This is a genomic window from Bradyrhizobium huanghuaihaiense, assembly GCF_025200885.1.
In the GTDB taxonomy this organism is placed as follows: domain Bacteria; phylum Pseudomonadota; class Alphaproteobacteria; order Rhizobiales; family Xanthobacteraceae; genus Bradyrhizobium; species Bradyrhizobium huanghuaihaiense.
Map to the genome: position 1 here is coordinate 8,372,440 of NZ_CP104172.1, position 20,521 is coordinate 8,392,960.

A 20,521-nucleotide genomic window follows, 5' to 3' on the forward strand; every position below is an offset into this window, starting at 1 on the left:
TTGATCATGGGGTCCGGCCGAGCCATCCCCTCGGAGCCGCCGTCGCTCGCTTGCCCAAAAGCGTAGCGCTGGCGAGCGACGGCGGCGGAGAGGGGTGGCCCATCCCCTTGGTGAGCCTGAGCATCGTCAGGCCGCCTGGCGTAACGCCTCCTTCTTGTGCTCCTTCAACAGATCCATGTTGAGATAGCGATGATCCTCGAGCCACGCCTCATGGCGCTCGACGGTCAGCGCCCGCACCAGCCGTAAACAGCTCTCGGCATTGGGGAAGATTCGCACCACATAGGTGCGCCGCCGGATTTCCTCGTTGAGACGTTCCAGCATATTGGTCGACTTCATGTGCTTGCGATGCACCAGCGGCAGACGGAAGTAGGTCAGCGTCTCCTCGATGTTCTCCTCGACCCAGCCGGTGAGCTTGGGGTATTTGCCGCCCCATTTGGCAAGCCAGGCGGCGAGATCGCGCCGCACCTCGCCAAGATCACGCCGGTCGTACATCCATCGGAGCTCGAGCAGACAATCGTCGTCGACCCTGCGCGGCACGTAGTCGAGCGCGTTTCTGAGGAAGTGCACATAACAGCGCTGCCAGAAGACCCCTGCGAGGACTTCAGCGATCGCCTTCTTCAGCCCGGGATGATCGTCGGAGACGACGAACTCGACGCCGTGCAGGCCGCGGGCCGTCAACGCTTCCAAAAACTCCTTCCAGCTCGATCGGCTCTCCCGGTTGGCGAGCTCAACCGCAAGCACCTGACGCCGGCCCTCCCAGTCGACGCCGATCGCGATCAGCACCGCCTGGCTGGCAATGATCCCGTCTTCCCGCACCCGCTCGTAGCGGGCGTCCAGGATCAGATAGGGAAACGGCTCCCTCAGCTTGCGTTCGCAGAACGCTTTCAGTGATGCATCGAGCCGCTTGTTGATGGCGCTGATCGCCGAGGCCGAGAAGGCATGTCCGACCAGTTCCTCGGTGACCTGCTTCACCTTCCGCGTCGAAACGCCCTGCACGTACATTTCGGCCAGCGCCGCAACCAGTGCCTTCTCCGACCGCTGATAGCGCTCGAACAGCTCCGTCGAGAACCGCCCCTGACGGTCCTGCGGCACCTTAAGCTCGATCTTGCCAACCCGGGTGATCAGCGAGCGCGTGTAGTAGCCGGAGCGATAGCCGAGCCGCGCTTCGGTGCGTTCCCCTTTCTCCGCGCCCAGCGTCTCCGCCATCTCGGCTTCCAGCGTCTCCTGCACTGCAGCATGGATCAGTGGCTTGAGGAACTCCATGTCCGACGCCAAAAGCTGTTTGACGGCAGATACATCCGTCCTAATCTTTGTCACGGTCATGGTGGTCCTTGCTCCTCTACGAGCGGTGATCTTCGCAACCACCGGACTTACCATGACCGCTTCAGCCGCTCAGCTTTTGCAGAACCTTCCGCACACTACCCGAGCGCAAGGCGCTTCATGCTCTGGTCCTTGTGGGCCAGAGCGCACTTCAAACTGGATTAAGCCCCGTGGGGCAAGCTCAGATCCAATCTCTCATCTCTGTTGGATGGTCATTAGATCTTCGCCCGCGCCGCCCTCACAACGTCCGCCGCACAATCCATCACCGGAGGGCGCGGCAAACCCAAAGCTCCCACAGGATCGCCTCGCAACCAGCGAAATCTCTTCTCATCAATCACATAGGCAGGCGGGTATTCCGATGGAGGTTTGACAACTGTAAGCGCTTAGGCGTCACCCTATTGATGCGGGCTTGACGCTTTGCGGAATCGCCACGGCATGAGGTTTTCGATCCTGCTGTGGGGATGGCCGTCGATGATCGCCTCGAGTGTTTCGGCGATGTAGGCAGCAGGGTTTACGTCGTTGAGTTTGCAGGTGGCGACGATCGAGGCGAGCAAAGCCCAGTTTTCCGCCCCGATTTCATGTCGGGCGAAGAGCGCGTTTTTCCTGGTCGAGCAGATCGGCCGGATGGCGTTCTCGACCGGGTTGGTGTCGAGCTCGAGACGCCCGTCTTCGAGGAAGCGGGTCAGCCCCTGCCAATGATTGAGCGCATAGCGGATATCCTCGGCGAGCGTCGAACCGCTGGAGATCATCGACAGCTGTTTCTCGAACCAGGACTTCAACGCGGCGACCATGGGCAGCGAGTGCTCCTTGCGCGCGGCCAGCCGGATGTCCGGCGATGCGCCGTGCACCATGGCTTCGATGGCGTAAAGCTGGGCGATGTGCCGAATGGCGGCCTCGGCGATCGGCGACTTGCTGTTGCGGGCCAATTTCACAAAGCGCCGACGCAAATGGCTCCAGCAATGCACGAGCGTCCAAGGCCTTTGCGGTCGAACGACTTCGGTCAGCCGGTCATATCCGTCATAGGCATCGCATTGCAGGAAGCTTCCGCCAAAGCCGTCCAGGAACTGCTCCGCGAAGGCGCCGCTGCGACCGGGAGCATATCGGAACAGCACGATCGGCGGACTTGGGCCGCTATGGCCGCGGTCGTCGGAGACGATCGCCCAGAAGTAGCCCTTCTTCGTTTGGCCTCGCCCCGGATCGAGTACCGGCGCCGTGGTCTCGTCCATGAACAGACGATCCGCCATGGCCAGGCGGCGACGCATGTGGTCGGCTATGGGCTGAAGATGGAAGCAGGCGCGACCGGACCAGTTGCCCAGTGTCGCCCGATCAAGTCGGATGCCCTGGCGCGCATAGATCTCGGCCTGACGGTAAAACGGCGTGTGGTCGCCAAACTTGGAGACGATCACATGCGCGATAGCCGCTTCGGTCGGCAGCCCGCTAGGCACGACGTGCTCCGGTGCGTGCGCCTGCACGACAGGGCCCGAGCAGCGGCGACAGATGTATTTCGGGCGGCGTGTGACCAGCACGCGCCATTGCGCCGGGATCACGTCGAGTCGCTTGCTGACGTCCTCGCCGATCTTCGTCATGGCGCCGCAACCGCACGGACAGAGCGTGCTCGCAGGCTCGATGATCCGTTCCACTCGCGGCAAATGGGCAGGCAGACAGCCGCGATTGCGATGGGAGCCTCGATCCGGATCGCTGCGCGATCGACCCTGGATGACCTTCTCGGCTCTTTCCTGCGCCGCGTCCAGAATGCCTTGCGCGATCTCCACGTCTTCGAGCGGCAAATGGTACTGATCTGGTCGTAGCTTCTCGGATTTCGAGCCGAACTTGTCGCGTCGCAATTCGCCGAGAATGACCTCCAGCCGACGCCGCGCTTCCTCCGATACCGCCAGTGCCCCCTGATGCTCGCTCAAGGCCGCCTGCGTTTGCGCCAGAAGCGCCTTTAGGCGTTCGTTTTCGTCGCGTAGTGTCGCGATGCTCATGCGCTATTTCGAGCGCATCGCCGCCGCGCGTGCCACGCTCAAAATAGCTGCCGAGTCATTCTGCCGCAGTTATCCCGCCGCCTGCGGGCGCCGCGCTTCTTCCGGGCGGACCAATCTCCAATCCAGCCCTTCGAACAAGGCAGCGAACATCGCCGGCGACATGCGCATCACTCCGTCCGCGATCGTTGGCCAAACGAACTTGCAACCTTCGAGGCGTTTGTGCACCAACACCAGACCCGTTCGATCCCAGACCAAAATCTTGATCCGGTCCGCTCGTTTCGATCGGAACACGAAGGCTGCGCCGCTGAACGGATCGAGACGAAGCATCCCCTGTACCTTCGCCGCAAGCCCGTCGTGGCCACAGCGGAAGTCGATCGGCCGCGTGGCAACGTAAATCTTCAGATCAGCACCGGCCGCGATCATCGTGACGCTCGCACCGCACGGATCACCCGGGATAGCTGGTCAGCATCTATGGCTGTGTCAGTCCGCAGCACGACATCGCCGATCGCAATCTCAAGCTTGACCGCCGGAGCCTGACGCTCCTCCAACGCATCTTCAACAACCAGCGGCGCAAACGTTGGTGGAGACGCCTCGCACGGCGGCAACATACCTCGCTGTCGAAGCCGCCGTCGCCAATCGTAGACCTGCCAGCGCGTCACTCCGTGCTTGCGCGCCACCTCGGATACCTGGACGCCGGGCAACAGACTCTCCGCGGCGATCCGAGCTCTCTCAGCTTCCGACCGCACACGACGTCCTGACGGCCCTTCAAGAACTTCCAGCCGGCTCACCGACCCCGCCGATGAGCCGTCCAAATAGACGTCCTTTTTGCTGTCCAATCCCATCCGAAGCCTCCGTCCTAACCGGAGGCTTCTTCGCACAGCCATCCCAGTCCCGAAGCAAGGGTTCCCGCTTAGCGCTTACTGACAACTGCGCCAAGTCTCCACTTTTCCTGAGCCTCCGCGAGGGACATGAAGCAATGGGCGTTGAGGAATTCGACTCGAAGGCGGCCGTTGAAGGCTCGATGAAGGCGCTATCGGTCGGCTTTCCGAGCCGCGAGAAGACCAGCGTGGCGGCGCGCCGATGGGCCCAGGTCAAGATCGCGCGATACGAACTCGCTGCCTTGATCGACGCGGATCGTTGCCTCACTTTAAGCTGATAATCGAAAGGCCCGAGGCACTCTCGACTACCGCTGAAGTCGAGGCATGTGGCGTAGGGCGTTCTCTTGTTTAAGCGCAAGCACGCGCTCGGCTCTCAATATGATTGAGAAGGGCTATGGGACTCTTGGCGCAGCTGTTCGTCTGGTATTTCTTAAGGGCGGCTCCCCAAGCAGTTTCTAGGTCAAACCCCGGGTACCGGACGTTTCCGACAACAAGTTTATGGCTGTCGGGATCGCCGATCGCGCAGGAACAGGGATAGAGGTCGCCGTTTGTAGAGAGATAGCCCGAAGCGAAATAACAGTTACATTCGGTGAATCGAACGTTCGGTGGCTGCTTTGCCACTTCGACGAGAATTGGCGTTAGCAGCTCAAGGCGCGTCGAGGCCTGTGCAGCCATTGCAATTAGTGCCGTCTGAAGTTCTCTAACTTCCTCAGCCGAGTCCAAACATGCGTCTTCGTAGTCGAGAGCGGCGCCTGCGGCGAACAGCGGCATGATTGTGCAAGTGTCGACCCCGATCGATGACAATGTGCGATAGGCGTCCAACACCCCATGGATGTTGTGCCGATTCACAATCATCCTAGCCTGCACCAAGGCCCCGCAATTAACTGCCTCTGCCATCTGCCGAAGTGCCGTTTTGTGAACTCCCCGCTTTGTCTGAACGCGGTCAAGCGCCTCCGCGTTTGCAGCATCAAGATTGAATTGGAAGGCGAGCTTCTCGCGATCGTCGAAGATTGATGCAACATCACGAATTGGAACCTGACCAAGTCCCCCAGTGTTCAACTGGACATGAATGCCTCGTCTGTTTGCAGCGTGCGCCATCAGGGCTGCAGAACGCGGAAACACGATTTTGAGAAGCGGCTCACCACCGGTTACGATGACTTTTTCCAACCTATGTCGTTCAACGAGGAGGTCCACAAAATTAGTGATTTCCTTGATAGTCAACTGTGATGGATCCCGGCGTCTCTTGGATTGATATCTATACTGTTCGGGAACATAGCAGTGCTTGCAATGAAGATTGCAGTAGGAGGATACACTTATTTTGACTTTGCCAAAAATGAGCTGAGGCAAGTTGCGAAACGGCATGAGGTCCTTCCAACTTTTGGTGATTAGGGGCGGAGCAGGATTTATGCCAGCAGGAGGCGACGGAACGTTGATGGCTTCTCGCGCCTTATACCGGCATGCTTGTGGCCGACGCAGAGGCCGACTTGTGTCATTGGGCGGGCCACACCCGCCTTTCTGCCGCCCTACATCGAGCAGCACGGGAATTTCTGCGCGCCTGCTCGCGGGAGCCACTACGCTTGGCAGTAACGCTGGGACTGACCGCGCCCCACTGATAACTACATTCGATCATTCACGAAATGAAAGGAGCAACACGATTTGCCGCCAGTCGGACACGCACTCGGCTCACACATGCAGATGTCCTACCCACGTCGCCGCGGCGTGGCCATTCCTCTGGAGAGCGCGGCTAGCAGACCACCCGCGCTGACCGTATACCGGCGGCACTTTGGTAGTCCCCGCGCAGTGCAGCAGTACTCATCATTGCGTCCCACCGATCTCATCCCTCGGGCAAGTCGTCCAACCAGCAAGCATCCTCCAGGTGCGGCCGGGAAAAGATCCTTCCGATCTTTTCGGGCATCTTATTTTGATGGTATCGCATATACACGCGGCCATCTTCTCCCAGATCGAGGATCTCGATCTTGCCCGTGTAGTGGGACATGATGTATTTGAATGTCTTCTGGATGCCGCTGAGACGTTGGTTAATGCCGCGCGTAATCTCTAGTCCGCGACGCAATGAAACCTGAAAGTGCGAAGCGCCCTTGACCGGCCTGCCCTGAAAAAGATAGTAAGGACGCACCCCGATTTGATGACATTTGGCAAAGGTCGCCGCCAACACCTCGGGATCATCATTGACTTTCGCGAGAAGAACGGACTGATTGAGGAATTGTACGCCCTGTGCGCGCAAGGACTGAATTCGGCGCACCGCATCGCCCGAAATTTCACCGATGTGATCGAAATGTGTGACGATTATTGCAGTCTTACCCGTTTTTTGGAGTCGTTGGAACAAGGCCGGTAGAGCGGAATCGTCAAAACGCTTGGGCTCAAAGGCCACCATTTTCGTGCCGAATCGAATTGACTCTAAATGTCTGATGGGCAGCAAATGATCAAGAATCTCATTGAGCTTGGCGGTGCTGAGCACGAATGGGTCGCCTCCAGATAGCAGCACGTTCGTCATTTCTGGGTGGTCGCGAATATATTGGGCAACCCTTGCGAAATCGGGTGCCACTTCATCGGACTCCGTGCCGACCAGGCGCTTGCGAAAGCAATAGCGGCAATATGAAGCGCATCGGTCCGTGACAAGCAACAAACCGGTCTGGGGATACTTATGCTGGAGGCCGAGCACGACCGTGTTATCGTGTTCGCCGCTCGTATCTAAACTGCCACGACTCTCGAACTCCTGAAGTGAGGGCTCCACAATGTTTTTGAGCTGCTCGTAGTAACCACCCTTAGTAATCTGATTGCGGTAGTATTTCGTGACATGATGGCGGGTGATGTTGTTGGCTTGCAATTCACCCTCAGTGACGACCCGCGTCCCTTCGATGAATTTCATGACATGCCCTCCAACGGGCGGGGAATTAGCTGCGCTCGTCATTGCTACATCTTGTCCTATCGTGATGAGCTGCGTCCTGACCCGCAGGCCATTTACTCACCGATGGTACACAGTGAACGACGTATCGAAACCTACTTAACTTGGTATGGAAACTTGGAATCATATGTTGAGGAAGCGGCGTTCGCAGGTAGCTGCTAGCAACAGCGGCAGCGTTTCTGAGCTGCGGCGGGATCACTTCCGCACGCATTTCGGCGCCTCACCGGGCTGTCCGACGAGCTGACCTGGCGCCAATCACCAACGCTTTCGGTTGTTCCAATAACGATCAGCTTCCCATTCATCCGAGCAATAACCCTCCCGATGCTGGCTTCGGAAGAGGACGTCGACGGCACATCCGCTCACTGTACCAATGAGCGCACCGCGGCAGGTAAGCGTCGTCGCTGCCGTAGTGCTCAATAGCAACGGAGAAAGTCTAACGAGTTCCTCCCGTCGCGAAGCTCCGCATGATCTCGGTCGTCAAGATTGAAGCCGAGATGAATCGCGCAGAGTCCCAAAGGATGGCCTTCTCGTCCAGGGAGGGGAAGGGGAGCAACAAGTCTGAAAACTTGAACTTTCCGAACGTTGCGAGTGTTGCTGGTCAGATCCGGTCGACGTTGACCACTTCGCACCCGTTCCGCCCGCCTTCGATGATCAGTGTGGATAAAGGCTTCGAGTATGTGCGTATCAATGCTGCGGTTTCGACGGGTTCGAGGAGCCTGCTGTGTTCAGTCGCATAAGCATCCAGTTTTCCTTTTAACAAGGATCGGAGATCGCAATGGTGAGCCGCACCCTACCTTGTCGGCACGAATGTCAGGCCTAACGGCCGGACATGTTTCGCCGAGGTCTGGACGATCTTTTCGAGGAGGGGTCCAACAGGTGATCGCGCACAGCCTCCCCTGCACTCATCTTCAAAAGCAATACGTCGTACCCACACTGTCGGGTTCGCAACCAATGTCCAAAGGTCCACGCTGTGGTTCATGTGAGGACGAGCGGATCTGGGCCGCTCGCAATACTCCAACTGTCGCGTTTCTTACATCCGGGTTTCGGAGAAGGGCCTGCGAGTATCGTCATTCTCGTTGCCAATCTTCTTCATCGCGTCGGCGGCGAACTTGCCGATCTCGGCGTCACCGTTGGCGGAGATGGTGGCGACCTGGGCGATCTCGTCGTTCGACGTGACCTTTTTGGAGTTATTCTGGAGGTGTGCAACAACACCCTGCCACGCTTGCGAGATCGCGCCGCTCTACACCGAGATGGTCGGCCAGGATCGCAACCCGCTCCATGATCGGGTCGTTGCTGCTCGAGGACATTTACGGCCTGTCGGAGAAGGGTGTGCGAGCGCTGGGTCCGCGCCCATATTTCCAGTGCTTCACCGGCGAAGAACTCTTCCAGCTCACATTCCCGAACGAGCGCTCGGACCTGAGCCACCGGCGCAAGCGGCTTAGCGACAAGCTGGAACTATTACTGGCCGAGAGCTTGCGGGGCGGCGCACGAGGCCGGCACGGTTGCGCAGCCAGATCTCAAGCCGCTCACGGTCGACACAACCGTGCAACCGAAGGCGATCACCTTCATGCTGATGCCAAGCTGCTGCACGGGGCATCAAGGGGCTCGACCTTCTGGCGAGCAAGCATCAAGCTGCAGCAGTCCTATCTGCGCATCACCAGAACCGCGTCAATGATGGCTGCGCGCTACGCCCACGCCAAGCAAATCAAGGGGCATCAGAGGCAGTTGCGCATCCTGCACAGCTAGCTGGGCCGGATCATCCGCGACATCCATCGCAAGATCGAAGGTCGGCTGTGCTCGAGAACGCGTTCCCCCGCTCAGCCGGGCCTCGCAGATCCGCCGCAACAGCAGCGCGAGCGCGGCTGGAAGCTTATTCCTTCCAGGCCGTGCAGGTGGCCTGCATTGGCAAAGGCAAGCATCCGCACGTTGCGTCTCCATCGTCACCAAACCGCCGTTCTTCCGGCGGTCTGTTCGTGCTGCAAGCCAGGGCGCTGCCCCAGTACGACGGTTACACCTTGCGAGCCGTCATCCACGTCACCGATACAGTCACCGACTGCGAGCGAGCGGGCCGACTCGATAAGGATGTCGTAGCCACGAGGCACAAATCCCCAGCACGTCTTTATCGCAGCCCCAGAAGCGCGGCGCCTTCCTTGTGATCAAGCGCGAGCTGCGCCGCCGCTCCGCCATCGAACCGACCATCGGACACCTGAAGGCCGATGGTCACTGCGGCCGCGGCTAACGTCATCAGTTCAGCCGTCGGCCACGACTTCAGTCGCATCCTCATTTGGCTCAGAGAACTCTTGTGCCTCATTCTGGTCAAGTTATCGGGCACGTTCCGCCCTCCCATCCCGCTCATGAGCCTTCTTAACGGAGCACCAAGTAGCTCCATCACGCAGCGATGCGGAATCCTCCAGCGGCCACTTGCACCACTCGGTAGTCTTGACTTTGGTCTCGCCCCATCAAGCGCCTCAGTCTTGACGGGCCCGAAACTCTCGCCCAGCGTTCGCTTCCGGCCCGCGCGACAGTCGCTTTTTCTTTAATCACGGGTGCCGGCGAGAATGGATGTCATATAGCGCGTCAGTCTCGCACATCACGCTCGTCGTCACCCTGGAGCACTCACCGGTCTGATGTTGGCTCCGAAGATGTCTAATCAGGCCAAGAAGCACTCCCCATTCCTCCTTGCCGAATGTGTCGGTCGCATCGCCTGAGCTCAGCGAACTCACTGCATGATAAACAGTGCAATCGTTCCGGCGCCTAGCTCCGCGATCGCTTGACTGGCCAACACTCCGCTGAAGTAAAAGATGATGGGGAAGTACAGCCGGAATGAAGAGATAATGCCTCGCAAAACACACAACGCGCTGAGACGCGCTCTGCCGAGCGATTGAAGCATCGCCGTGACGACACTCTAAATACCATACAGCCCAAAAAAAAGGTGGAAGACAGTGCAGGCAGAAACGGCAATTTCCCTGACGTTATCGCTATCGCTGAACAAAACGGCTGTCGCTGCGATCGCGATAGTCTGCGCCGGCTCATTTCATCGGAGCTGCAACTCCATTTCGATGAATGGAGGAGCATCGCCTCCCTCAGTCAGCATCTTTCCTTGCTTCGAGGCCGTTCGTGCGAGTTGGGCAGCGGAACCGCTGCCGAGGCAGCAGTTCGGGTGAGCTTCGGCCAGCGCCCAGAAAACCTGCGCCGGCGCGAATTGAAAGACGGGTCGACATATTGGCGCTTGTGCGGGCCGCCCCAGTAGCGTCCGGGAAAGTGAAACGCATCGAATAATTCGAGCGAATACCTCCAATTTGCTGATGTTTTAGGTAGGCTATAGCCAGTGGTTTGATGACCATCGAAATGGCTGCTTTCGCGCATGAGAGCTCGTGCGCTTGTGGCTTACAATGTGCGCCGGATCCGCGTCCAGCGCGGTATTCCGCAAGAGCAATTGGCTTACGATGCAGGAATTGATCGCTCCTACATGAGCGGACTTGAGCGCCAACAAGCGAACCCCACAATCGATCTTCTCGATCGCCTTGCCGAGACGCTCGGCGTAGCTGTCTCCGAGCTGTTTGTTCGGCCATCCAAGGGCGCGCCGCCACCTGCAACATTACCTAAAGGTCGCGAGCCGAAGCCGGCACGCGGCGAAAGGACTTAGCCCCTGACAAACACCAGCTGAGACGCAGATCTTGTGCGGTACTGGCGCCGGTATCACGCTCCCACGAGGATTTCACGCGTGGCCGCCCCATATATGCGGCGATCCGGCTATGGGCATCGAATAATGTGATGGATGTTCATTCTGGCACCGGAGCAGACAATGGCGGCTCAAGACGAGGAAGTTCCTTTAAATGCCATCCGCGCGTTTGTGACCGTTGCCCGCGAAGGCAGCGCCACGCGCGCGGCCACCACTTTGGGAACAACGCAAAGTTCGGTCAGCCGTTATTTGGCTGTACTGCGGGATTATCTGGGTGCTGATCTCATCGAGCGGCGTAGACGGGGCAGCGATTTGACCGAGTTCGGGAGGCTATTCGCAAACGCGGTGTCTGAGCCGCTCGAAACCGTCAGCTTCACCGCGAAGAGAATGCGACGCCGTGCAGGCGCAGGAACGAATCGGATTGTGGTCCGCACCTCACTATCGACCTTTGCTTTCTCTCTTCTTATTCCGAATCTGCAGGCTTTCTCTTCTGAAGCGGGTGGCGTTATCGTGGACATCGTCAGCTCGCTGGCGCCGCCGACATCTTCGGATGATTTCGATATTTTGATTACACGGGATCTTTCCATCATCGAGCCCGCCGACAGTTGGGAGATCTACAAAGAGGTGCTGGTGTGCGTCGGCCCGCCAAATCTCGTCGGGGGCAAAGAGCTCTCGATTGTTCGCTCAACCCCTATACTGAACATCACCTCCCGCCCCGACATCCTGCCGACATGGCTGAGGGCCATGAACCTGTCTTCGAGTGACATACGAGCGGGCGCGCGGTATGACCACAACTATCTTGCTCTGCCGGCCGTCATGACAGGAAAATGCCTTCTTGTCGCGCCGGAAATCATCGTCAGTGACCTCGTGCGAGGGGGCGCTTTGCAAGTCATCCCAGGCACCCGCGCTCCAAGTGGCATGCAATATCGCGCCTATGCCGTAGATCGCAGCGCGCACCCCGAGATCGCGCGTTCTTTTTGCCGATGGCTGGCTCGTCTTTGCAAAAAGGTCGCACTTCCGCAGGCTGCCTGAGGTCTAGCGGTGTCCCTCAATCCGGTACAGCGGGAGATCAATGCTCAAGTTGAGCGCTCAATTTAAGAAAACCTCGAGCACAGTCGTCAAAGCCTACGGAGATGGCGCTGCTCTGGTGCAGCGCCTCCAACAGTTAGACGTCGGAGCGCAAAGACTTTATCCTGTCCGCCATCTTGCCATGGCAGGAGAAGAATTGGCTGACAGAGCGGAAGGTAGGCCATTTATTTTTCGCCACAACCATTTTACTTGTCATCCCTGCGCCTGCGTTTGTGGAGCAATGCTCGCCAGCGAAGGCGCATGAGGCGCCGCCCCAGCTCAACAAGTCGAATGGTTTGGCTGCGCAAATCGTCTGTTTTCCAGGCGCGCTCGGCAATACGACGGCTTCCAAACAGGCCCTGCGCGATTTGGCGGTAGCTATTCCCTTTCTGCCATGCATCCACTGCGCGTAGCGCAAGGATTAACCGACGCTGCTTCAAGGCAGGCAAAGCAAGAGGGGACATTCCGAGCGCCCGGCGCTCAAGGGCGAGCCAAAATCGACGTGCGGCCCCCAAACGAAGCTCGAAATCGGCATCGAGCGGCAGATCAACGACGACAGCATGTGCGCTCACCGGAAGCTTTCTTAGCCAGAGGCGATGCTTCGTGCCCCCGAGCGACACGATCGCATGCCATCCATCCGGCGCATGGCGAAGCTCGCTGCCCGGCAGACTGTCGAAATCGAGCTGATAACTTCTGGGCGCAATGCAATTGGCCGCCCGCACACCCAGTACGGTCGGCAGCACCTCGGGTGCCCAAAAGACTGCTTGCTTGTCGAACGTCTTTTGCGGATCAGCAGGAAAACGAGAGCCCCCACTTGCGTCGGAACTCGCCCGCCGCTGCGCTTGAACGTTCGCGGCGAGATAGCCGCTTGTAATCCTCTTGGTAGGCGCGATCCCGGCGCAGCCACTCCCAGGCCAGGTCGGCAGCATCCGCCTTCTTCAGGGCGCTGTACGCTTCCTCAGATCTCCAGTCAGTATCCGGCATCGCACCTTTCCCGCACAATCTTCAGACGCGTCGAAATGCATCCGATGATTGTGGCACTTTCCGGTTGCTGGCGTACCGTGTGCACGCCTTGCATGCACTTAATCGATGGAATGATCAACTTTTGCGATCGGACGCATTAAGGCGCCCCTGACATCCGCGGGGATCATTGTTTCGGCCAACCGCTACGTAGCAGATCGCGATAGCCGTGGCCCGCCAGCCACTTGGCCCGAGTCAGATGACTTTCGAATGTGCGTCGCGCTCGATCCGGTTCAACGATGGGGTCAAGCCCAAGCACAATTCGTGCGATTTCGCGCCAATCTGCCTTGTCAGCGTCCGCATCAAGCAGTCGCATGTAGGCAACAGCGTGCTCCCTGTCATATGACGTGAGTTCGTCGACGCTGGGCGCCAATTCTGCGATCTTCGGCTCGGCCGGCACTGCCTGAAACTCCTACCCGGCTGAAAAATCTACCGAAATCAGAGCAACGATAACTAATCTGATGTCGTTTTGGTACTCGTCCAATGGCCGCACGCCGACCTCCTTTTTCGCGCCGAGACGGCAATCGCATATCGGCTCACATCGAGCTGGGGTGGCTCCATCCTGCGCTTTTCCTTTTCATCGCTGTCCATACTGCAAGCGATTGCAGATGTGCCCTGTAACTCGGTTGTTCCTGGCGGAAGGCGTGGTGATCCGTGGTGACGAGCCCGGCCGCACTCGTGAAAGACAATAACCTGGAGAATATTCGTTTCCGTTTCGACCCACAGTTGCACATCCGTCCTATTTCGTCGCAGTCTCGGGAAAACGCCGCAGGTACCCCTGAGCGCTATTTCTTCTCTGCCGCTAATGGCAAGCTATTGCCCGCTAGCACGCATGTGATGGTCAACGAGAAGACGGGCACGCGCTAGCTGCGCCTGCATCCACCGTTGCCTGATTCCTCGAAGCAATTGGGAAAGACAGCCACTAGTGTTGCGAGCTTATCGTAATAGTCTGGCTATAACCAGTGGTTTTATAATCATCGGAATGGCTGCCTCTGCGCATGAACGCTCGTGCGCTTGTGGCCTGGAATGTGCGCCGGATCCGCGTAGAGCGCGGCATTGCGCAGGACCAATCGGCCTATGATGCCGGGATCGACCGTTCATACATGGGACGCATTGAGCAGAAGAAAGAGAACCCGACGATTTGATCTCCTGGAACGCATCGCTGCGACTTTGGGCGTTCACTTGTCCGAATTATTCACACAGCCGGCTAAAGGTGCAATGCCCCCCAAGACGATGTCCAGAGGACGCAAGCCGGCACGGCTTGGCCGAAACAAGACGTAATTCTTGAGCGAGCCATGTTTCGGCTAACGCTTGGGCGGAATCGAGCCGGAGCGGCCCACGTGTTTTATCGATATACAACCGACGCTTCCGATCTCCTACTCCAGCCGATGTGGCCCCAGCAGAGTTCCGCTTAGCGCTCCCTCGGAACGGTCTGTTGAGCATCTTCGAAATGAGGGCTTGCGCCGCTCGCGTAAACCTACCGGCGGTGGCTTGAACCCGAGGTTTTCGAAGAGCCTGGTTGGGGGCGACGGGTGCGGTTCGGTTGATGGCCGCGCCCCAACCGGGAGTCCGCGAGGGTACGGAGGGACTGTGCTATCCTGGTGCGCAAGAGCATGAGAGCAAGCTGGTGTGCGCCTCGACTATGGGACCTTTCCGCTGGCCGAAGATCGGAAGGTGTGATGCGCTTGCACGCGCGCAGTTAAGGCGCTCCTGGGAAGGCTCGACTGGCGGCTTGTTCATGGGACAAAGACGCCGGCACGATCGCGAGCGGGATAGTTTCAGCCGGCGCCGAGGCGCCGTGAACAAGGTCATCCGACGCGTCGCAAGATGGTGGCGAATATGTTCTGAATTGGGTGTGAGCTCGGCCGAGCCTGACGATCACGATGCGATGAAGGGATGCTGCTCGCGTAGCGAGAGCCAACGGATGCATCAGATTATCAAATATGCAGCGTCATTGGTTTGACCGGCGAGCAGAGCCGATGCCTGAAGATCAATGCTGTTGGGCCTGGAAGAAGCCTGGCAGGTGGCAGCTGCGCCGTTAGCCGGTCTGGCGCATAAGAAGGCCGGCACCGCTCGACATTGCAGGGCCGCAACTTAGTGTTAGGTCTCGCGGCTTCTTGCGAAATCAGGGAGATGTGGACAATGTCAGGCAGCTTCTGCGGCCCTTGATTTTGGCCTCTTCACGTGCCGTACGCGGGCGTCAATCGCAAGCTGGTCCATGGCCCAGTGAGGACTGCCGGTGTTGTTCGCAGGGTACGGCTCAGTCGCGCGATTGTCCCAGATTACGACGTCGCCTGATCTCCAGTTCCAGCACAAGGTGTTCCGGGGCGCAATGAGATAGGACTGCAGCCGTTCAAACAGTCTTTGGCTGGGATAGCGCTGCAGGCCGACGAAGTTGTTCACGGAACGACCGAGCGATAGCAAGCGTTCGCCGGTCTCGGGATGAACACGAACAATCGGATGTGTCGTTTCGTAGATCGTTCCAGTGGATACGCCGCACCAAGGCCGCTTGTTGGTTTCGGCGGCCCTCTCTGTCGTAGTGAGATCAGATGCGACGTAGCTCACAGCCCAGAGGTTATCTGCGAGCATCCGCAGGGGATCGGGAAGATCAAGATACGCGGCCGCCCTGCTCGACCAAGCAACGTCGCCGCCAAAAGGCGGGACCGCTGCAAGCCGTAGCACCGAAATGGCTGCAGGGATCCGCTCATCGTTCATCTGGTTGAGATGATTGCAGGCGCGACCAGGCAGTTCCTGCCGGATCGTTAAACCGCCCATTGTGTCCGCCATTGTGGGATTGGGTACCAGCGAGCCAAGACGGAGCACAAAACGCTGCTGCTGGGCATCGTCGAGATGTCCCTGATCACGGAAGAAGATGACCTTATGCTCTAGCAGAAGCCGGTTGAACGCTACGATGACATCGTCAGGCAAATCGTCCGACAGCGCAATGTTCTTGATTTCGGCACCAAGCCGATCCGCGTGCTTGACGATGTCTGCTCGCGGAATGACATTTTCAACAGCCATTGCTCCACTCATGACGGTGCCTCTTTCTGTGAATGTCTAAACAAGCTCAGTGGTGGTCGCGTCTGGCGACAAACCCGGCAAAACAAGCTTGATGCTACACCACCCGAATTGTCTGAGCATGCGTCCCACCGCGCCGCTCAATTAGGCGGCTGAATTCTGATACACACCGCCAGCATCTTAGAATCCGACTCCCTCTGCGTGCCTGCACGGCCAGTGCCGTTCTCATCGAAGGACACTCGCATGTAAGGCCAGCAGATCGATTTGCAGCCTGATCAACAGTGCAGATCATAGAGGCGATCCATGTCCAGTCCATGAAACGAAACCAGCTTTCTTTTTAAGCTCGCGCAACGTTCGCCTCGTCCCAGAACTCATGCTTGGAAAATCTTCGAACACCGACTGCGTCGTACCTCATTCATCCCGCAAGGCCTCATGCGCACGATGAAGATTAGAACTGGTTCGCGGCATGCACCGGCGAAGCGGTCGGGACCCACCGCCTCGAAATCATCTACCTAAAGATGCATGATATTATACACACTACTTCAACGCGCTTCTAATCATATTTTTGCGAGTTGGAGTTGTTCAATGCGCGACTGTTTCATCAGCTGATCACTTGCTGTCATGCCTTGGACTAGCGGGAGAAGCGCAAAATAAGAAGGCTGCAACTTCAGATGCAGCTTAAACAACGGGCTTAATCCCTCGATTTTCGAAATTGCACTCGGCACGAATGCAGGTCGTCCCTGTGATGCCGTGTCTTTCGTTGTACCCGGAGACGTAGATTTTCCTTCTGGCGTACATGCCGCTTGGCTTCGCGGTAGTTGAGCACACACAATCGAAACAGAGCGCCCACGGCCAGGAATATCGCTCCGAAGGCGCCTTTGCGTTCTCTGGCTGCAAGCCGCAAATTCCGGCTGGCTGTCTTGCCTCACTATGAGCGACACGACACTGCAGGGCGGTCGGATTTCAGATCAAAAGCCACCGATGTAGCTTCCTCATGATCGCTCTCTCTTATCCTTGGCTTGAGATCGAGTGCTCGCCGAGACCAGGCGCGACGTCGACCTTGCCGCGCTGCGCCACCCGCGCACGACGTTCGTCAAGACCTGGCCAGCCGACTCCGCTGCAGCAAGTGCGCCGCCGCCCTTCGGCGACCCTGCTATAGCTTGCGCAGCGGTCAGGTCACGCTGCTCGAGAAACGTGAAGATGTGCCTCATCACCTCAACGAGGCGGCGATCAGCGCCCTGATCCGCGTGGTCAACCGCTACGTCGGCAGTCGTACCGATGCCCGGAGTCTTTCCGGACTACAAAGCGCCGATCGTCCGGACCGGCGCCAGCCCAACGGGAAGGTGGGCGCTATCCACCCGAAAGCGATGCCGGTGTTCTTGGCCGCGCTCGATGAGGTCGAAATTTGGATGACCGCGTCATGGGCAGAAGCCAAGGCATTGCAGCGGCCGCTGCCGGACTCCCTAAAGATTGTCGCGAGGGGCATGAAGGAAAAAAGAGGTCTAGTCGACCGCACAAGCCGCGAACCTCTGTATCGGAAACATCGCAAGTGGACGACGAAGACGTTGATGACTTCGCCAAAGAGATGCTGAAGACACGGCGCGATATCGGCGTGAGGCCAGCATTCTACGCCGACACGGCCAGCATGAAGGGCAACAAGTCCTGGCCCCTCTGGATCGTAAGGAACACCTACTGCAACTCGCTAGGTTGCTTCCTCACAAAAGTTCACGCAGAACGCGTCGCCGCCACAATGAACAAGGAATCCACGCTGATGGCACAGACGTAGGGCGATCTGATCTCTCATCGGGAAGATGCGGGAGAATACTGCGTTCTGCCCGAAGAGGCGCTGCAATACCTCCCCGAGGAATGGAAGATCATCTTCAGACCGATGGCGGATGATGGGCCTTCAAAGTGTTGGCGAGCTTGCAATCAATTCTCAGCTCTGGATCGTTTCCGACGAGTGCAGCTCTGGGTTTGTATTCACCGGCGCAGGTCGTCATGAGTCGATCGTCTTCGCGCACCCCGGCGTGCGTTCACGGACGATCGTGGTCAACACATTCTCGAAGGAGCTAGCGATCACTGGGTGGCGCTTGGGCTATTTCACTGCGCCTCCGGAAATCGGAAGCTCCGGGATGAGACTGAGACCAATGTTTGACGTTCCGCGGGTCTTCGAAGCAGTAGGGCGAAATACACGAGCGCGAACCACATCGCTTGCTGGCGGGATTCCTCCGAGCTGGGCGCAGATCAGCAGGAGAACACTCATGACATGCTCGTCTCGTCCGCGGCGGTAGCAGCTGCTACGCCGCGGCGACCTCGACCAATGGTATCAGGTAAGGCGGTTGAACGGATGCGCGACCACTCCGCACGGCGAGCGCAAACCTCCAACCTGAATGTGGGCGACGGTGAACTCAGATGTGGACGAGGCAATGACTACGGTCTTCCAGCGATTTCGCGCCATTATCAAGAAAGCACCGCGCACGCTGAAGTTGAGCGAGGCCGAAGTTGTGCGCCGCGCACTTGAAGCGTTCGCGTTCTAACTACTCGAACGGAGACCAGACGAGTTTTTCTCCGAGACGGTTTTCTACGAAGCGGAGATGCCGGTTATTGGTGCCGTAGACATACTTCCGCGCCTGGCGTGCCATACGGTCGTTCCACGTTTGCACAATTTCGAGCGACGGCATGGATGTGACTTCCTTCGCCACCTTTTCAGTGGCTGCAATGACGAGCATGTGCTGCGGCGACAGAGCCATCACCATGTGGGAATCGTCGGCCTTCAACCCGTTCGTCATGATGATCGGTCTGTCGGACGTGAGGATTGTGTGCTTAAGATTTTCAAACCTGCCGAGGTGCCAGCACATGCTGAGCAGTCGATTTCCGACCAGCTCGCTCTGCATGACGTTCGCCATCACCTCCAATTTGCTGATCTCTGCAACTCGATCTTTGTTCCTTTCCAGCCATTCTTCCGCAGTGGGCGGGTCGTCCTTTTGCTTCAGCTTGTCATAGTCTTTCAATAACTCTCTAACTCGCTCGCCATCGAAACATGCTTTCAGCTTCGCGAAATTGCGTTCGACCCCCTCGGGGTTACGGTGAATGAGTGTAAGAATAAAGCGAACCCATGCCCACTTCTCACGCATCGGCGGGATCTTCCGGTCGTCGAGCATGATGCGCAGCGCAACCGCAGCGGTCCCGTCGGCGATGCTCAAGAACTGGTTTTCAAAAGCGTCTTCGAGTTCGGGCGGGACGCCTTTCAGTGTGTAGAGCCCGCGCACGTATCCCGTCCCGCCGGGATGCTTCATCTGCGCCTTCACTTTGTCATAGGGACGCGCGTACTCGCACAGGCGGCCGTCGGGACCGGCCCACTGCTTCAAATAAAACTCGGGAAGGTAGTGATGCTTCTGACCCGCCAATTGAGCGCCCCAACCTCTCCCTTCTATGTAGTTTCTACGCTACCATTACCCGCATCACAAACGAATTGAACGCGTTGGTGCCGGGTATATGCTCCTCGTACCTGGCCAACATTTCCGCGTCCTCATAGGTGCATCCGGCCGCCTCGGTTTTCCATGAGCACGCACATCTGCCGCAGCTTGTCGTCGAGCTCGGAGAGCGTATAGACGCCGGCGATCAGGCGGTTCTCACGGACCAGGGCAGAGTGGAATGGTCGAGCATAGCAGCCGAAGTCCTCGATAGCGATCTGACCCTTGAATTGAGAAATGAGAATGCTAGCGATGATCTTGGCGTCCTCGTCGCCGATCTCTTTTCGATTGAGCCGCACCATGACCGTGGCGCCGGAATAAAACCATCGGGGGATCGGTTTGCGCAGCGCCTCCCGTAACAGCGGCGAGAGCAGAAGATCCTCCATACCCCCTTGGCTTCCTCGTCGTCGTCATTCCGGGTGTATTTTAGCCGGTCAAGGCGATCGGCATTCATGACCAAGCGGGTGAGCGCGCGGCGGCCTTCTCGATAGGTCATCAGGTCTTTGTCGGGGAATACTGCAGCGGCAAATTCTCGAGCTTCTCGGTATGGCATCGGGAGCGGGTTGAGGCCGTGCTTGGCGGGGTCAAATAGCTTTCTCGCCCCGCTTCAAAATGGGCTCATCGCAAATGGCGAGCGAGCCCTTTGGATATGAAAAGTGTTTGTCGGCTAAGCCGATTTTCAAGATGTTCATGGCCGGCAGTCACGGCAGGCTGGTCTCCGTGCCAAGTCCTGCGGGATCGCCGACCGGAAATAGAACTGCCCTCAGAATTATGTCATGGTTCACTTCAACCTGGGAGGAAGCTGATGGCTAAAGAGATATGGGAGCTTGAGGAGCGGGTGCCGACTGAACGTGAGCTGTTTTTCGCAGAACACCGCAAACGGTTTGACGAGGACCTGAAGCGGGTCGACGACATGATCTTGACGGCGCTAAAGGCGCAGATCGTCATCGAACGGCAGATGATCGCCCTACTCGAAGCCCATGGCAGAGACTCGAAGCACTTCTTTTTCACGAAGAACAAAATCAAAGAGTGCAAAAAGATCGATCCGCCGGAAGTCGAGCAGCCGATCTGGCACCTGCTGTCAAAATGCTCGTGGGTGCGAAACGAACTTGCGCATCCCTCAATGATGACGAGAGCAAAAGACTGAGTGAGAA

At 58.0% G+C, this 20,521-nt stretch carries 18 protein-coding genes and 4 pseudogenes; 9 read left to right on the top strand and 13 right to left on the bottom strand.

Annotation, left to right across the window (positions count from 1 at the left end; all coding sequences use genetic code 11):
* Positions 1-126 precede the first annotated feature (126 nt).
* The 7 genes and pseudogenes from N2603_RS39195 to N2603_RS39225 all read right to left on the bottom strand — a co-directional run bounded on the left by N2603_RS39195 (position 127) and on the right by N2603_RS39225 (position 7,070).
* A complete protein-coding gene (locus N2603_RS39195) occupies positions 127-1,323 on the bottom strand; it encodes an IS256 family transposase (protein WP_260386381.1) in 1,197 nt (398 codons plus the stop codon).
* A gap of 392 nt (positions 1,324-1,715) precedes the next feature.
* Positions 1,716-3,305 carry an IS66 family transposase gene (tnpC, locus tag N2603_RS39200; protein WP_260386382.1) on the bottom strand — a complete coding sequence of 530 codons (1,590 nt, stop codon included), beginning with the start codon at positions 3,303-3,305 and terminating at the stop codon, positions 1,716-1,718.
* A gap of 69 nt (positions 3,306-3,374) precedes the next feature.
* Positions 3,375-3,728: an IS66 family insertion sequence element accessory protein TnpB gene (tnpB, locus tag N2603_RS39205; protein WP_260386383.1), complete on the bottom strand. Its 354-nt coding sequence runs from the start codon at positions 3,726-3,728 to the stop codon at positions 3,375-3,377.
* On the bottom strand, positions 3,725-4,147 hold the full coding sequence (tnpA, locus tag N2603_RS39210; RefSeq protein ID WP_260386384.1) for an IS66-like element accessory protein TnpA: 423 nt from the start codon (positions 4,145-4,147) through the stop codon (positions 3,725-3,727). The genes tnpB and tnpA overlap by 4 nt, the downstream gene beginning before the upstream one ends.
* 95 nt (positions 4,148-4,242) lie before the next feature.
* Positions 4,243-4,443 (bottom strand): annotated as a pseudogene (locus N2603_RS39215) (integrase core domain-containing protein); the annotation flags it as partial.
* Between the two features lie 88 nt (positions 4,444-4,531).
* On the bottom strand, positions 4,532-5,545 hold the full coding sequence (locus N2603_RS39220; RefSeq protein ID WP_260386385.1) for a radical SAM protein: 1,014 nt from the start codon (positions 5,543-5,545) through the stop codon (positions 4,532-4,534).
* Between the two features lie 472 nt (positions 5,546-6,017).
* Complete coding sequence (locus N2603_RS39225) at positions 6,018-7,070, bottom strand: KamA family radical SAM protein (RefSeq protein ID WP_260386386.1); 1,053 nt, start codon at positions 7,068-7,070, stop codon at positions 6,018-6,020.
* Positions 7,071-8,332: 1,262 nt separating this feature from the next.
* Between N2603_RS39225 and N2603_RS39230 the strand changes: the two are divergent.
* From N2603_RS39230 to N2603_RS39240, 3 genes and pseudogenes are all read left to right on the top strand, one after another.
* Positions 8,333-9,451 (top strand): annotated as a pseudogene (locus tag N2603_RS39230) (transposase); the annotation flags it as partial.
* Between the two features lie 1,019 nt (positions 9,452-10,470).
* Complete coding sequence (locus N2603_RS39235; RefSeq protein ID WP_260386387.1) at positions 10,471-10,752, top strand: helix-turn-helix domain-containing protein; 282 nt, start codon at positions 10,471-10,473, stop codon at positions 10,750-10,752.
* Between the two features lie 159 nt (positions 10,753-10,911).
* Positions 10,912-11,820, top strand: a complete 909-nt coding sequence (locus N2603_RS39240; RefSeq protein WP_260386388.1) for a LysR family transcriptional regulator — start codon at positions 10,912-10,914, stop codon at positions 11,818-11,820.
* A 242-nt stretch (positions 11,821-12,062) separates the two neighbouring features.
* On the opposite strand, the gene N2603_RS39245 is transcribed toward N2603_RS39240, so the two are convergent.
* The 3 genes from N2603_RS39245 to N2603_RS39255 all read right to left on the bottom strand — a co-directional run bounded on the left by N2603_RS39245 (position 12,063) and on the right by N2603_RS39255 (position 13,276).
* Complete coding sequence (locus N2603_RS39245) at positions 12,063-12,599, bottom strand: DUF2285 domain-containing protein (protein ID WP_260386389.1); 537 nt, start codon at positions 12,597-12,599, stop codon at positions 12,063-12,065.
* 46 nt (positions 12,600-12,645) lie between these two features.
* Positions 12,646-12,840, bottom strand: a complete 195-nt coding sequence (locus N2603_RS39250) for a transcriptional regulator domain-containing protein (RefSeq protein WP_260386390.1) — start codon at positions 12,838-12,840, stop codon at positions 12,646-12,648.
* A gap of 163 nt (positions 12,841-13,003) precedes the next feature.
* Entirely contained in the window at positions 13,004-13,276 is a 273-nt protein-coding gene (locus N2603_RS39255) for a DUF2285 domain-containing protein (RefSeq protein ID WP_260386391.1), read from the bottom strand.
* 257 nt (positions 13,277-13,533) lie between these two features.
* Between N2603_RS39255 and N2603_RS39260 the strand changes: the two genes are divergently transcribed.
* Together N2603_RS39260 and N2603_RS39265 are read left to right on the top strand one after the other, a co-directional pair.
* Positions 13,534-13,743, top strand: a complete 210-nt coding sequence (locus N2603_RS39260) for a hypothetical protein (RefSeq protein ID WP_260386392.1) — start codon at positions 13,534-13,536, stop codon at positions 13,741-13,743.
* A gap of 131 nt (positions 13,744-13,874) precedes the next feature.
* Positions 13,875-14,157, top strand: a pseudogene (locus N2603_RS39265) (helix-turn-helix domain-containing protein).
* 864 nt (positions 14,158-15,021) lie between these two features.
* Here the strand turns inward: N2603_RS39265 and N2603_RS39270 are convergent.
* Complete coding sequence (locus N2603_RS39270) at positions 15,022-15,897, bottom strand: TauD/TfdA dioxygenase family protein (protein ID WP_260386393.1); 876 nt, start codon at positions 15,895-15,897, stop codon at positions 15,022-15,024.
* Between the two features lie 1,325 nt (positions 15,898-17,222).
* Here N2603_RS39270 and N2603_RS45090 point away from each other — a divergent pair.
* From N2603_RS45090 to N2603_RS39285, 3 genes and pseudogenes are all read left to right on the top strand, one after another.
* Positions 17,223-17,387, top strand: a pseudogene (locus N2603_RS45090) (SOS response-associated peptidase); the annotation flags it as partial.
* A 56-nt stretch (positions 17,388-17,443) separates the two neighbouring features.
* Positions 17,444-17,680 carry a hypothetical protein gene (locus tag N2603_RS39280; RefSeq protein ID WP_260386394.1) on the top strand — a complete coding sequence of 79 codons (237 nt, stop codon included), beginning with the start codon at positions 17,444-17,446 and terminating at the stop codon, positions 17,678-17,680.
* A gap of 112 nt (positions 17,681-17,792) precedes the next feature.
* Positions 17,793-18,185: an aminotransferase class I/II-fold pyridoxal phosphate-dependent enzyme gene (locus N2603_RS39285; protein ID WP_260424368.1), complete on the top strand. Its 393-nt coding sequence runs from the start codon at positions 17,793-17,795 to the stop codon at positions 18,183-18,185.
* Positions 18,186-18,431: 246 nt separating this feature from the next.
* Here N2603_RS39285 and N2603_RS39290 read toward each other — a convergent pair whose 3' ends face one another.
* Both N2603_RS39290 and N2603_RS39295 read right to left on the bottom strand, forming a co-directional pair.
* Positions 18,432-19,301: a DUF4238 domain-containing protein gene (locus tag N2603_RS39290; protein ID WP_260386395.1), complete on the bottom strand. Its 870-nt coding sequence runs from the start codon at positions 19,299-19,301 to the stop codon at positions 18,432-18,434.
* A gap of 122 nt (positions 19,302-19,423) precedes the next feature.
* Positions 19,424-19,753, bottom strand: coding sequence for a hypothetical protein (locus N2603_RS39295; protein ID WP_260386396.1), 330 nt, complete (start codon positions 19,751-19,753; stop codon positions 19,424-19,426).
* Positions 19,754-20,172: 419 nt separating this feature from the next.
* Here N2603_RS39295 and N2603_RS39300 point away from each other — a divergent pair, with 419 nt between their 5' ends.
* On the top strand, positions 20,173-20,514 hold the full coding sequence (locus N2603_RS39300) for a hypothetical protein (RefSeq protein ID WP_260386397.1): 342 nt from the start codon (positions 20,173-20,175) through the stop codon (positions 20,512-20,514).
* The last annotated feature ends 7 nt before the right edge of the window (positions 20,515-20,521 follow it).

Coding starts and splice junctions, on each gene's coding strand:
- N2603_RS39250 (WP_260386390.1), bottom strand. CDS start 12,840: ATGCCGGATACTGACTGGAGATCTGAGGAAGCGTACAGCGCCCTGAAG.
- tnpA (WP_260386384.1), bottom strand. CDS start 4,147: ATGGGATTGGACAGCAAAAAGGACGTCTATTTGGACGGCTCATCGGCG.
- N2603_RS39270 (WP_260386393.1), bottom strand. CDS start 15,897: ATGGCTGTTGAAAATGTCATTCCGCGAGCAGACATCGTCAAGCACGCG.
- N2603_RS39235 (WP_260386387.1), top strand. CDS start 10,471: ATGAGAGCTCGTGCGCTTGTGGCTTACAATGTGCGCCGGATCCGCGTC.
- N2603_RS39225 (WP_260386386.1), bottom strand. CDS start 7,070: ATGAAATTCATCGAAGGGACGCGGGTCGTCACTGAGGGTGAATTGCAA.
- tnpB (WP_260386383.1), bottom strand. CDS start 3,728: ATGATCGCGGCCGGTGCTGATCTGAAGATTTACGTTGCCACGCGGCCG.
- N2603_RS39220 (WP_260386385.1), bottom strand. CDS start 5,545: ATGCCGTTTCGCAACTTGCCTCAGCTCATTTTTGGCAAAGTCAAAATA.
- N2603_RS39195 (WP_260386381.1), bottom strand. CDS start 1,323: ATGACCGTGACAAAGATTAGGACGGATGTATCTGCCGTCAAACAGCTT.
- N2603_RS39295 (WP_260386396.1), bottom strand. CDS start 19,753: ATGGAGGATCTTCTGCTCTCGCCGCTGTTACGGGAGGCGCTGCGCAAA.
- N2603_RS39285 (WP_260424368.1), top strand. CDS start 17,793: ATGGGCCTTCAAAGTGTTGGCGAGCTTGCAATCAATTCTCAGCTCTGG.
- N2603_RS39300 (WP_260386397.1), top strand. CDS start 20,173: ATGGCTAAAGAGATATGGGAGCTTGAGGAGCGGGTGCCGACTGAACGT.
- tnpC (WP_260386382.1), bottom strand. CDS start 3,305: ATGAGCATCGCGACACTACGCGACGAAAACGAACGCCTAAAGGCGCTT.
- N2603_RS39240 (WP_260386388.1), top strand. CDS start 10,912: ATGGCGGCTCAAGACGAGGAAGTTCCTTTAAATGCCATCCGCGCGTTT.